The organism is Plantactinospora siamensis, assembly GCF_042434095.1.
GTDB lineage: Bacteria > Actinomycetota > Actinomycetes > Mycobacteriales > Micromonosporaceae > KBS50.
This window is the reverse complement of record NZ_JBHLUE010000004.1, coordinates 606,488-618,760: the sequence shown is the minus strand read 5'-3', so window position 1 is coordinate 618,760 and position 12,273 is coordinate 606,488. Positions and strand designations below refer to the sequence as shown.

At 74.2% G+C, this 12,273-nt stretch carries 7 protein-coding genes and 2 pseudogenes; 1 reads left to right on the top strand and 8 read right to left on the bottom strand.

Features of this window, described 5'->3' with window-relative positions:
- Window positions 1-52 precede the first annotated feature (52 nt).
- On the bottom strand, window positions 53-1,219 hold the full coding sequence (locus tag ACFFHU_RS07710; protein ID WP_377336994.1) for an FUSC family protein: 1,167 nt from the start codon (window positions 1,217-1,219) through the stop codon (window positions 53-55).
- A 209-nt stretch (window positions 1,220-1,428) separates the two neighbouring features.
- Between ACFFHU_RS07710 and ACFFHU_RS07705 the strand changes: the two genes are divergently transcribed.
- On the top strand, window positions 1,429-4,668 hold the full coding sequence (locus tag ACFFHU_RS07705) for an ATP-binding protein (protein ID WP_377336993.1): 3,240 nt from the start codon (window positions 1,429-1,431) through the stop codon (window positions 4,666-4,668).
- A gap of 28 nt (window positions 4,669-4,696) precedes the next feature.
- On the opposite strand, the gene ACFFHU_RS07700 is transcribed toward ACFFHU_RS07705, so the two are convergent.
- The 7 genes and pseudogenes from ACFFHU_RS07700 to ACFFHU_RS07670 all read right to left on the bottom strand — a co-directional run bounded on the left by ACFFHU_RS07700 (window position 4,697) and on the right by ACFFHU_RS07670 (window position 12,264).
- On the bottom strand, window positions 4,697-5,488 hold the full coding sequence (locus ACFFHU_RS07700; RefSeq protein ID WP_377336992.1) for an ABC transporter permease: 792 nt from the start codon (window positions 5,486-5,488) through the stop codon (window positions 4,697-4,699).
- Entirely contained in the window at window positions 5,485-6,519 is a 1,035-nt protein-coding gene (locus tag ACFFHU_RS07695; protein WP_377336991.1) for an ATP-binding cassette domain-containing protein, read from the bottom strand. Before ACFFHU_RS07695 ends, ACFFHU_RS07700 begins: the two co-directional genes overlap by 4 nt.
- Before the next feature lie 340 nt (window positions 6,520-6,859).
- A pseudogene (locus ACFFHU_RS07690) lies at window positions 6,860-7,288 on the bottom strand (HNH endonuclease signature motif containing protein); the annotation flags it as partial.
- A gap of 324 nt (window positions 7,289-7,612) precedes the next feature.
- Window positions 7,613-8,653: pseudogene (locus tag ACFFHU_RS07685) on the bottom strand (DUF222 domain-containing protein); the annotation flags it as partial.
- A gap of 298 nt (window positions 8,654-8,951) precedes the next feature.
- The gene (locus ACFFHU_RS07680; protein WP_377336990.1) at window positions 8,952-9,686 is read right to left on the bottom strand and encodes a Clp protease N-terminal domain-containing protein; all 735 of its coding nucleotides are present in this window, start codon (window positions 9,684-9,686) and stop codon (window positions 8,952-8,954) included.
- Window positions 9,687-9,754: 68 nt separating this feature from the next.
- The gene (locus tag ACFFHU_RS07675) at window positions 9,755-11,353 is read right to left on the bottom strand and encodes an ABC transporter permease (protein WP_377336989.1); all 1,599 of its coding nucleotides are present in this window, start codon (window positions 11,351-11,353) and stop codon (window positions 9,755-9,757) included.
- Complete coding sequence (locus ACFFHU_RS07670) at window positions 11,350-12,264, bottom strand: ABC transporter ATP-binding protein (protein WP_377336988.1); 915 nt, start codon at window positions 12,262-12,264, stop codon at window positions 11,350-11,352. Before ACFFHU_RS07670 ends, ACFFHU_RS07675 begins: the two co-directional genes overlap by 4 nt.
- Window positions 12,265-12,273 lie beyond the last annotated feature (9 nt).

Below are 12,273 nucleotides of genomic sequence, written 5' to 3'. Positions count from 1 at the left end.
CCGACCGCGTACCGGCCGGCAGCGCCGGGCAGTCTTCCCCACCCTCACCCGTTCATGCCGCCGGCGCCGGACAGGCGGACCCGTGGGCCCGTCCCTCGGTGGTGAGGCCGAGCGCGGCGTCCACCCGGTCGAGCACCTCGATGTCGTCCTCGCCGACCCCGCGCAGCAGGTCGATGGCGGTTGCCCGGACCTGACCGATGATCATGACGAGCGGCAGCGGCGGGTCGGTGTCGAGCAGGCGGGCACCGAGGCGTACCGCCGCCATGGCCGCCTCGTCGGCGCGCCGCACGTGCCGGTCGGCGGTTCGGCCGGCGAGATCGTCGGCCAGCGCGTCGCCCGCGGCGGCCGACGCGACGCCCAGCGCCCTGATCGCCTCGATCAGCTCGGCCGGGGTCTCCTCGTGGTGCCGGGTGAGCGTGACAGCCGCGCGGGCGAGCACCCGAATGTTCCGCGCCGCGTAGTCGAGCTGCCGCGCGGTTTCCCCGACATCCTGGACCTGCCCGAGGTGCCGGCGTCGCCGGACCCGGAGCCGGAGCGTCTCCCCGGCGGCCAGCACCGCGCACTGCAACCGCTCGACGCAGTCGTCCACCCGGCGCGCCCGGGCCAGCACCGCGCGGGCAGCCGCCTCGTCGCAACCCCGCAACGCCTCGTCGATGTCCTTCAGCAGCCCGGCCAGGTCGGCGAAGGTCTGCCGGGCCTCGGCCACCAGCGGGGCGAGCGGATCCCGTCCGACCACGAGCTGGCTGACCACGAGCGCCACCGCGCCGCCGATCAGCGCGTCCACGAACCGGTACGCCAGCAGGCTCTCGTTCGGCCCGGCCACCGTGATCAGGTAGAACGCGGACAGCGACGCCTGCACCATGAGCGTGGTGCTGGCCCCGATCGCCAGCAGAATGCCGATGGTGAGCACGAGCACCAGGAAAATGGTGCCGGCGCCGGGGCCAAGCGCCTCCACCAGCAGGCCGGCGACCAGCACGCCGGTCGCCACGCCGAGAGCGATCTCGGCGCTCTGCCGCAGCCGCCGGCCGCGCGCCTCGCTCAGCACGCCCAGCGCCGCGGTGGGGGCGAAGAACGGATCGTGGTGACCCAGCAGATGAGCCGCCACGAGCCAGGCGACGGTGGCGGCCACGCTGGCCTCGGCCAGCGGGATCCAACCGCTCCGCACCCGCCCGGCGGCGGACCGCACCCACCCGGCGGCGGACCGCAGCCGTCCGCGCATCGCCGCACCTCCAGGTTGTCCCGGCGCCGCCCGCCGGGCCGTACGGGCGGAGCAGGTACCCATCCATTGCTGTAGCGCAAACGCTTGGCGGGGGCTCGACAGGCCGGTGAGACCTGCCTAACGCATGCCCACCCTGGCACTCGCCGAGCGGGCCGTCGCGCCGGCCTGGCCAGGCAGCGGCGCCCCGCCCAGGACTAACCTTGGTAACCGTGAGCGCGAGGAGTGAGCCGGGTTTGCGAGCCCCGCAGTCGCGAACAGACGCTGGCTCCCCGAGCGCCGACCTGGTCCTGCTGCCGCGCGTGGCGTACCGGGGTCGGGAGATCAGCGGCGCCCGGCTGGGTGGCGTGCTCGCGCTGCTCGCCGGCGACCTGTCCCGGGGTTGCGGCACCGGACGGCTGGTGGCCGGGCTGTGGCCGGACGAGCGGCCGGAGAACCCGGCCAAGGCGCTGCAGATCCTCATCTCCAGGGCCCGCGGCCAGCTCGGCGCCGACCTGATCGCCCGCACCCCGACCGGCTACCGGCTGACGCTGCGCGCCGACCAGGTCGACGCGGCCGCGGTGCTGGCTTGCGTCGCCTCGGCCACCGACCGGGCTCGCGCCGGCGATCCGGCCGGCGCGCTCCGGCACGCCGAGATCGGCCTCGCGCATTTCGCCGGGCCGCCGGTCGGCGCGGACGTACCGGCGGAGCCGCTGTCCGGGGCGGTGGATCCGCTGTCCGCGCTTCGGCGGGAGCGCGCGGCGACGTACCGGGAACTGGCGCGGATCCGGGCGCTGGCGCTGTCCCGGCTCGGCCAGGCGGCGGAGGCGGTCGGGCCGCTCACCGAGCTGGCCAGCCGGCATCCGCGGGACGAGGAGATCCTCCGCGAACTCCTGCGCAGCGAGGCGGCGACGGCCGGTCCGGCCGCAGCGCTGGAGCGGTACGAGGCGTACCGGCTGGCGTTGCGGGACCGGCTCGGCGCCGACCCCGGGGAGGCCCTGCGGGCGGCGCACCGGGAACTGCTCAACGCCGCCGCTCCGGCGGTCCGGCGCGGCGTGCCGCACGAGCCGAATCCGCTGCTCGGCCGGGCCGACGACATCGCAGCCGTGGTCGATCTGCTGCGCGGCTCCCGGGTGGTCTCGATCATCGGTCCCGGTGGTCTCGGCAAGACCCGCCTCGCGTACGCGGCCAGTCGGGTCGCCGAACAGCCGGTGGTGCACGTCGTGCCGCTGGCCGGCATCACGGCCGCCGCCGACGTGGCCGCCGAGGTGGCCGCGTCGCTCGGCGTGGGCGACACCGCCCGCACCGCGGTCGGCCGGCGGAGCGACCGGCCCGATCCGGCCGCCGGCATCGCCGCCATGCTCGGCGCCGGCCCTGCCCTGCTGGTGCTGGACAACTGCGAGCACGTGCTGGCCGGCGCGGCCGACCTGGTGCGGGCACTGGTGGCGCTGACTCGCGAGGTGCGCGTGCTGACCACCAGCCGGGCGCCGCTGGGGCTGTCCGCCGAGGCCGTCTACCTGCTGCCCGAGCTGGGCCTGCCGACCGCGGTGGAGCTGTTCGGCCAGCGGGCCCGGGCCGTCCGCACCGGGGTGGACCTGCCCGACGACGCGGTGCGGGAACTCTGCTCGCACCTCGACGGGCTGCCGCTGGCCGTCGAGCTGGCGGCCGCGCGTACCCGGGTCATGTCGGTCCCGGAACTGACCCGGCGGCTGACCGACCGGTTCGCGGTGCTCCGCGGCGCTCCCCGGGACGCGCCGGACCGGCACCGCACGCTGGGCGCGGTGGTCGACTGGAGCTGGAACCTGCTGGATCCGGCCGGGCAGGCCGCCATGCGCGCGTTGTCGATCTTTCCGGACGGTTTCTCGTCCGACGCCGCGCGGCACGTCCTCGACGATCGGGACGACGTGCTGGCCGTGCTGGAAAACCTCGTGGACCAGTCGCTGGTCAAGGTGGTCGACACCGTCTCCGGCACCCGGTTCCGGATGCTGGAGACGGTACGCGAGTTCAGCGCCGCCCGCCGCGACGCCGCCGGGGAGACCGAGCGGACCATTGACGCGTTCCTCGGCTGGGCCGCCGACTTCGGCCTCGCGCACCAGGGTCGGCTGCTCGGCCCCGGGCCGCTGCCGGCCCTCGAACGGGTCCGCGCCGAGCAGGACAATCTGCTGCTGGCGCTCCGGTACGGGCTGGCCCGCGACGACGCCGCCGCGATGGTGGCCATCGCCGCCCCGCTGGCCGAACTGTGGACGATCGAGTCGAGTTACGCCCGGCTGAACGACCTGGTCGCCGACACCGGCCGGCTGCTGTCGCACTACCGGCCCGACCCCCGGCACGTCGAGGCCACCCGGCAGGTGGCGGTGCTGTGCGTCAGCTTCGTGATGAGCATCCTCGGACCGCGGGCGGTCCGCGCGATGGTCACGCTGCGCCGGCTGCCCCCGGCCGACCCGGCCTCCCTGGGCGGCGCCACGGCCATCGTGATGAACGCGGCCCGGGACGACCCGGCCGCGCTGCTCGCGCTCTGCGACAGCGGCGAACCGCTGGTGGCCGGCGTCGCCAATGGCATCGCCAGCTACCTGTGGGAGACGTCGTACGACCCGGACCGGGCGCTGGCCGCGGCCCGGCGGATGGCGCGGCTGGTGACCACGGACGTCTCGCTCTGGTTGGGGGCCCTGGGCCATGCCCGGGTCGCCGAGCTGCACCTGCAGCGGGAGGAGGCCGCCGAGGCCCGCGATTGCCTGCTGACGGCGCTGCCCGCGCTGGAACGGATGGAGATGACCGCGGACCTGACCGGGTTGCGGGTGTGGCTCGCCCTCGCCAGCGTGCGGCTCGGCGACCTCGCCGAGGCCGAACGCTGGCTGGCGGGCACCGAGTCGACGGGGGCCGACAACAACGGCCCCGGCTACCCGCTGAGCGTCCGGGCCGAGTTGCTGCTGGCCCAGGGCGACGTGGCGGCCGGGCTCGAATCGTGGCGCCGGGTCGTGGCGGCGATCCGCGACCGGGACGACGAGGTCGTGCCGGGAATCTCCGGCGCGGTGAACCCGTGGGCCGTGGAGGCGCAGGCCGCCACCGTGGTGGCGCACGCCCGGCACGGCCGGTCCGAGCTGGTGGCCCCGCTCGTCACCGAGCTGTCGGACCAGCTGACCGCGATGCTCGACCACCCGCTGGAGAGTCCGCCGCCGTACGTGCTGGAACTGCGCCTCTGCGGGCTGTTCACCGTGTCGCTGGGCCTCGTGGACCTCGCCCGAGCCGAGAGCACCGGCGACGAGCGGGCCATCCGGTCCGGGATCCGGCTGGTGGCGCTCGCCCAGCGTCTCGGGTACCCCCGGAACTTTCCCACGCTGTCCGCCGAGACCGCCCGGCAGGCCGCGGAACGCGCCGACCGGCCGGCGTACGACGATGCCGTCTCGTCGTACGCCGGCCTGGACGGCGACCGGCTGCGGGCCGCCGCCCTTGCGGCGTTGCGCGACCGGCCCTGAGCCGTCCCCGTCCCCGTCCCCGTCCCCGTCAGTGCGGCGCGGGGTCGCGGTTGTAGAGCCGCCTGGCCCACAGGTAGCTGACCAGGGCGATGCCCACACACCAGGCCAGCGCCGCAACGCCGTTGCCGCCGATCGGGCCACCCGTCAGCAGCCCCCGCAGGGTTTCGATGATCGGGGTGAACGGCTGGTACTCGGCGAACTGGCGCAGCCCCACCGGCATCGAGTCGGTGGGCACGAACCCGCTGCCCAGGAACGGCAGCAGGGTCAGCGGCATCGGCAGGTTGCTCGCGCTCTCGACCGTCTTGGCCACCAGGCCGAGCGCAACGCACAGCCAGACGAAGGCGACCGACACGAGCGCCAGCAGACCGGCCGCGGCCAACCACCGGACCGGATCGGTGGTGGCGCGGAACCCGATGAGGAAGCCCACCGCCAGCACGATGGCCAGCCCGGCCATGGACTGGATGACGCTGCCGAGGACGTGCCCGGTCAGCACGGACGCGCGGGCGATGGCCATGGTGCGGAAGCGCGCCACGATCCCCTCGGTCATGTCCATCGACACCGAGACCGCGGTGCCGTTGGCGGCCGCCGCCACGGTCATCAGCAGGATGCCGGGAATGACGTACCGGACGTACTCGGCGCGACCGCCGGCGCCGCCGAGGCCGTTGCCGAGGGTGCCGCCGAAGACGTACACGAACAACAGCAGGAAGACGACTGGCATCCCGACGAGCAGCAGCGTCATCGACGGATAGCGCAGGATCCGCTTCAGGGTGCGGCGCAGCATGGTGGCGTTGTCGCGTACCGCATAGCTCAGCGTGGTCATCGCACGGCCTCCTCGGCGTGGTCGGTGGGTCCGGCGTCGCCGGCGTGGGGGTTTGGTTCGGTGGTGCCGGCGCGGGGGGCGGGCCCGGTGCCGCCGGGTTCGGTCTGCCCGGTCAGCGAGAGGAACACGTCGTCGAGGTCCGGGTTGTGCACGGACAGGCCCTCCACCTGTACGTCCGTCTCGTCGAGCCGCCGGAGCACCGTGCGTAGCGCCCCCACCCCGCCGTCGCTGGGCACCTGCAGGCTGAGCGTCTCGTCGTTCCGGGCGGCCTCGCCGAGGACCCGGGCCGCCCGATCGAACTCGGCCGGATCGGTGAACCGCAACTCGATGTGACCGCCGGGAACCAGCCGCTTCAGCTCCGCCGGCGTACCCTCGGCCACCAGCCGGCCGTGGTCCAGCAGCGCGATCCGGTCGGCAAGCTGGTCGGCCTCCTCCAGGTACTGGGTGGTCAGGAAGATCGTCACGCCGTCGGCGATCAGATCCCGGATGATCCCCCACATCTCGCGCCGGCTCCGCGGGTCCAGCCCGGTGGTCGGCTCGTCCAGGAAGATCAGCCGTGGCCGGCCCACCAGCCCCATGGCCAGGTCGAGCCGGCGGCGCATGCCACCGGAGTACGTGGCGCCGGGCTTGCGCGCCGCGTCGGTGAGGCCGAACCTCTCCAGCAGGTCGGCCGCCCGCCGCCGGCCCTCGGCCCGGTCGAGGTGGTGCAGGTCGGCCATCAGGAGCAGGTTCTCCTCACCGGTCAGCAGGTTGTCGACCGCCGAGAACTGGCCGGTGACGCCGATCGCCGCCCGGACCGCCTGGGGAGCCCGGCCCAGGTCGTGCCCGGCCACCGTGGCCCGGCCGCCGTCGGCGCGGATCAGCGTGGAGAGGATCTGCACGGTGGTGGTCTTGCCGGCGCCGTTCGGGCCGAGCAGCGAGAAGACGGTGCCGGCCGGCACGTGCAGGTCGATGCCGTCCAGCACGGTGTGGTCGCCGTACGACTTGCGCAGCCCGGTGGCGCTGATGGCCGGTGGGGAATCGCTGGTCATGGTTCCTCGACTCTCCGGTGGCCCCGTTGGCCACGCCCAGGAAGAGCGTGCCGGCCGGCCGGATCGCCGTGGTTTCACCGCGGTATCACCGGGTTTCGCGTCCCCCGTACGGACGGAACCAGCGAGACCGGCCCGGTCCGGCCGCAGCTCCAGGCATACGGCTGCTGGGGGCGGCGGTGCTGGGGGACGGTGCTGGCCGGCGTGCCGCTGGCGGACGGTGCCGGCCGGCGTGCGGTCGTGGCCCGGTGGCTGGTCGTTGGGTCAAGCGTTCATGGCGGCCGCCGTGGAGCCGGGCAGACCGGTGCCGGCGACCGGGGCTGAGCGCGTTGCGCGGCGCCCCTCAGCGGCCGTCATGGCAGCGGTTGCGCCGCGGGCGTTGCTCGGGATCGATCCAGGCTGGCGGGATGAACAGGGGGTGCCCGTCGGCCCCCATACGGATCTCCCATTCGCCCTCGTGCAGTACCCCGTGGTGGTGGCGGCAGAGCAGGACGGCGTTGTGCAGCGCGGTTTCGCCGCCGTCCGCCCAATGCCTGATGTGGTGGGCATCAGCCCAGCGGGGTGGTCGATCGCAGCCCGGGAAGGCGCAGCCGCGATCGCGCAGGACGAGCGCCCGGCGGAGCGGCCCGGTGAACAGGCGGCGTTGGCGGCCGAAATCCAGGATCTGGCCGCGGCCACCGAGGACGGCGGGCAGGATCGCGGCGTCGCACGCCAGCCGGCGGACGGTTTCGGGAGTGAGCCGGAGGCCATGGTCGACGGAGCCGGGACCGAGACCGGGGTGTCGGGCAGCTCCGGCCGCCGACGGCCGGGGGAGCGGCGCCGGCTCGCCGATGGCGCGGCCGGCGCGGAGCGGGTCCCGACCGAGCACCGAGGTGGCTCGCCGGGCCAGGGCAGACGATCCACCGTGGGTACGCCGGTCGGTGGTTGAGCTGGCGGTGGCTGGGCGGCCGACGGCTGGGCTGATCGGACCGCCGCGTGGGCGGCGCGGGCGGATCCGGCCGCGGCGTTCGGCGGCCTTGCCGTGGGTGGCGCCGCGGTCGGCGTCCATTGCCGTGCTGTCCGGTTCGCCGCTCATCATCAGCGTGGCGAGGCTCCGGTAGTCGGTGGTGACGACGATCTGAGCCGGCTCGCCACCGTTGTCGGGCAACTCGCCCGTGCGCAGCGCGAGTCGGCAGATCTCGTTCAACGCGTCGTGCCGGCGTTGCCCGGGGGACCGCCCGTCGCCGGGGCCGGCGGGCCGGGTGAGCGGATCGAGGGCGGCCAGCAGCGTGGCACCGGCCTCGGCATCGAGGACGCCGCGCATCCGCATCCACCCGTCGTCGGTGGTGGACAACGTCAGATGCCGGCGGCGTCGGGCCTCATCGTCCGCGCGCCGCAGGGCCGCTCGGTCGGCCTCCTCGGCCGCATCCGGTGCGACGTGCCAGAGGATCCGGCTGGCGAGCGCGCCGAGCGCCCTCGGCTCGAATTGACGGGCGTCGGCCAACAGCGTGTGCAGCGCCTTGTCGGCGGTGTCCGCCCCGGCCTCTCGCCGGACGCTCTCGACGGCATTGGCGATGATTCTTGCCTGATCGAGGCTCAGTGACCCGCTGCCGAGGGCTCCCCGCAACACCGGACCCGCGGCCGCGGCACCGCAGCCGATCGCCGCGTTGAGCCCGGGAGCGCCATTGATCTCGGGCACCCCGCCGAACCCAGATGCCGCGTCGAGTGCCGTGCCGGGCCCTGGCGCCGGGTCGAGTGCCGTGCCGTGATCAGGTGTCGGATCGGGCGCCGGGCCGGGACCAGGCGTCGGATCGGGCGCCTTGCCGGCACCAGGTGTCGGATCGGGCGCCGTGCCGAGCCCGTCGAACCGGTCGGCCGTACGCGCAGGGACGGCCTGGTCGGCTGGACCGGCGTGGCGGCTGTCCGGGCCGGTTGTCGGTGCGGCCAGGATCAGGCCCCCGCCGGCCGGCTCCGCGGCGTCGGGCACCGGACTTTCGACGCCGCCATCAAGCCAGGCGGCATCAGCGACGAGCCGCCGGGCCTCCTTGATGGACAGCCGGAGCCGGTCCCGCAGCCACACTGCCGTGGAGGTGGCGCCCTCGGCACGGGCCACCCCTCGGCCATCGACCTCGCGCACCAGGGCGAGCCGTAACACCATCAGCCGCTGGCTCAGTCGTTGGACATCATCGAGCGCGGCCACGAGGCTGTCCTCGCGCATCGCCCACAACGGCGCGGCGAGGCAGGTCGTTATCGCCCCATCCACCCGCACCAGCTCGTCCATCACTCTGGCACGTTCGCACGGCCGTACGACACGTTCCGGCCTCGGAGCGCGAGTGGCCGGTCACTCTCAGATGACGAGCATTCCGGCGTGGTTCGGGGCACGGCGGTGTCGCGGGGACTCGCCGCCGCCGGCGGCGGCTGCTGCTCGCCGCCGGCGGCTGTCGCCGAGTCAACGGTTACTTCTGCTGAAGGCCGGCCAGCGCCTCGGCTATCGCGGCCTCCGAGGCGGCCTTGCTGAGACCGACGCCGGACAGCACGCCGGCCGCGGCGCCATTCTCCTGTTCCAGCAGCGCGAGCAGGATGTGCTCGGTGCCGATGTAGTTGTGGCCCAGCCGCAGCGCCTCGCGGTAGGTGAGTTCGAGGGCCTTCTTGCTGTCCTGGTCGAACGGGATCATCGCGGGCACGTCGTCCCCGGCCGGTGGCAGCGCCGCGGTGGCCGCCTCGCGTACGGCGTCCAGGGCGACGCCCTGGGCGGTGATGGCCTTGGTGGCCAGCGAATCCGGATCGGCGAGCAGGGCCAGGACCAGGTGCGCGGGCCGGATCTGCGCGTTGTGGGCTTCCTTGGTGATGTTGTGCGCGGAGATCACCGCGTTGCGGGCCCGGACGGTGTACCGGCTGAAGCCCTGACTGGGATCCAGCGCCTCGCCCTCACCGGGCGCCTTCGGGACGAAGCGCTTCTGCGCGGCCTGCTTGCTCACCCCCATGCTCCGGCCGATGTCGGTCCAGGATGCGCCGGAGCGGCGGGCCTGGTCGACGAAGTGCCCGATCAGGTGGTCGGCCACCTCGCCGAGGTGGTCGGCCGCGACGACCGCGTCGGCGAGCTGTTCGAGTACGTCGGAACGGGCGCGCTTGATCCCCTCGATCAGGTCGTCGAGGCGGATCGGGCTGGTGGTTCGCGTTGGTTCGGTCATGCGTCAACTCTAGGTTGACGCCCGCCGATCGTCAACCTCTAGTTGACGACCGGCGGGGTCATCGCGGATCAGCCGACCGGGATGTCGCGGCGGCGCAGTCCGGCCAGGCCGGCGCCGCCCAGCAGCACGGCCACCGCGAGCAGCCACACCAGCGGTACGACCGACCAGTGCGCGCCGGGCAGCTTGGGAATGTGGGTGAACGGCGACACGTCCAGCACCCGCTGGTTGAGCTGAAGCACGCCGCCGACCAGGTTGATCAGCAGGCAGGCGGTCAGCGCGCCCCAGGTGACCGGGGCCAGCCGGGGAGCGAAGCCGAACAGCGCCACCGCGATGGCCGCCAGCACCCAGACGGCGGGCAGCTGCACGAGCGCGCCGCCGAGCACCCGGGGCACCAACCCGGACACGTCGTGGTTGACGGCGCCGGCCGAGAGCCCGGCCGTCAACCCGGCCACGGCCAGCACCACCGCCGGACCGAGCAGCGAGAACAGCAGGTGGCTGGCGGCCCAGCCGAGGCGGCTCACCGCCGTGCCGAGGACCGGCTCGGCGCGCCCGCCGGCCTCCTCGGCACGCATCCGGAGGGTGGCCTGGATCGCGTACCCGGCCGCGATCAGGCCGAGGATGCCCATGGTGGAGGCGAGGTACGCGTCGACCAGCCCGCTGGTGCCGCCGAGGCGGGCGAACGCCTGCTCCAGCTCCGCGTTGCCGCTGACCATGTCCTGGATGCTGTTGGTGAGGCTGCCGAACACCAGTCCCAGCAGGGCGAAGCCGACCGACCAGCCGACCAGCAGGCCGCGGTGCAGCCGCCAGGCCAGCCCCAGCGGCGTGCCCAGCCCCGCGGCTGCGGTGGCCGGGCCGAGCCGGTCCGGCAGCAGGCCGGCGCCGACGTCCCGCTGACCCGACAGCGCCACGGCCCCGGCCCAGAGCGCGGCGGTCACGGCCGCGCCGATGGCCACCACCCACCAGCGGTTCCCGCCGAACGGGTTGATCCGCATGCCGAGGCCGATCGGCGAGACCCAGGACAGCCAGGACAGCGATCCGCCCGAGGCGCCGCTCAGGTCGCCGGTCATCCGCAGCACGAACGCCACGCCGAGCACGACGATGCCGATGCCGCGGGCCGCGCCCGCGCCGGTGGTCAGCTGCGCCACCACCGCGCCGACGCCCGCGAAGATCCAGCCGGCGATCGCGAACTCCAGGCCGAGGGCCAGCGCGCCGCCGGCCGGTACGTGCTGGCCGGCCGTGCTGCCCGCGACGACGAGGGCCAGCACCAGGTTGGCCGCGCAGGTGGTGATGAGCGCGGCCGCCAGGCCGGCGTGCCGACCCACCACCGTGGCGCCGATCAGCTCCCGCCGGCCGGCCTCCTCCTCGGTGCGGGTGTGCCGGATGACCGTGAGCAGACTGAACAGCGCGACGATGATCGGCATGAAGCCGGCCCGCCAGGTGGCCAGCTCGCCCAGGCTGTCCCCGGTCACCTGGCCGTACAGGGCCACCATGGTTGAGCTGTTGGCGCTCGTCTCGGCGTAGTGGTGCCGCTCCGCGACGGTCGAGAACAGGGTGCGGAACGAGGCCACGTACGTCGATGGCAGCACGCCGATGATGAGCACCCACAGCGGCAGCAGCACCCGGTCCCGGCGCAGGATCAGCCGGATGAGCCTGCCGGTGCCGGTCATCGGACGGCCTCCTTGGGCTGCTCCCCGCCCCGGTCGTAGTGCCGCAGGAACAGCTCCTCCAGGGTCGGCGGCTGGCTCACCAGGCTGCGCACGCCCACCTGGGTGAGGTGGCGCAGCGCGTTGTCCAGCGCCTCGGTGTCGACATCGAAGGAGATCCGGCCGTGCTGGGCCCGCAGGTCGTGCACGCCCGGCAGGTCGGTCAGGCCGTCGACCGGGCCGGCCAGCTCGGCCTGGATGTTGGTGCGGGTGAGGTGGCGCAGGTCGGCCAGCGTGCCGGTCTCCACCGCCCGCCCCTCGCGGATGATGGTGAGCCGGTCGCAGAGCGCCTCCACCTCGGACAGGATGTGGCTGGACAGCAGCACGGTGCGGTCACCGCGCTCCAGCTCCTCGCGGACGACCTGCCGGAACACGTCCTCCATCAGCGGGTCCAGGCCCGAGGTGGGCTCGTCGAGCAGCAGCAGCTCCACATCGGAGGCGAACGCGGCCACCAGCGCCACCTTCTGCCGGTTGCCCTTGGAGTAGGTCCGGCCCTTCTTCCGCGGATCCAGGTCGAAGCGCTCGAGCAGGTCCGCCCGGCGCCGCTTGTCGAGCCCACCGCGCAGCCGGCCGAGCAGGTCGATCACCTCGCCGCCGGAGAGATTGGGCCACAGCGTCACGTCGCCCGGGACGTACGCCAGCCGGCGGTGCAGGGCGGTGGCGTCGGACCACGGATCGCCGCCGAGCAGCCGGACCGTGCCGGAGTCGGCGCGGAGCAGCCCGAGCAGGACCCGGAGGGTGGTGCTCTTGCCGGCGCCGTTGGGCCCGAGGAAGCCGTGCACCTCTCCGGTCCGTACTGTCAGGTCGAGGCCGTCCAGGGCGCGGGTGCGCCCGAACGTCTTGACCAGGCCATCAATGCTGATCGCCTCGGTCATTGTGGTTCC

Bases quoted from the DNA above. Each gene is read 5' to 3' on its own strand.
- ACFFHU_RS07710 (WP_377336994.1), bottom strand. From the start codon at position 1,219: ATGCGCGGACGGCTGCGGTCCGCCGCCGGGTGGGTGCGGTCCGCCGCC.
- ACFFHU_RS07700 (WP_377336992.1), bottom strand. From the start codon at position 5,488: ATGACCACGCTGAGCTATGCGGTACGCGACAACGCCACCATGCTGCGC.
- ACFFHU_RS07695 (WP_377336991.1), bottom strand. From the start codon at position 6,519: ATGACCAGCGATTCCCCACCGGCCATCAGCGCCACCGGGCTGCGCAAG.
- ACFFHU_RS07680 (WP_377336990.1), bottom strand. From the start codon at position 9,686: ATGACCGAACCAACGCGAACCACCAGCCCGATCCGCCTCGACGACCTG.
- ACFFHU_RS07675 (WP_377336989.1), bottom strand. From the start codon at position 11,353: ATGACCGGCACCGGCAGGCTCATCCGGCTGATCCTGCGCCGGGACCGG.
- ACFFHU_RS07670 (WP_377336988.1), bottom strand. From the start codon at position 12,264: ATGACCGAGGCGATCAGCATTGATGGCCTGGTCAAGACGTTCGGGCGC.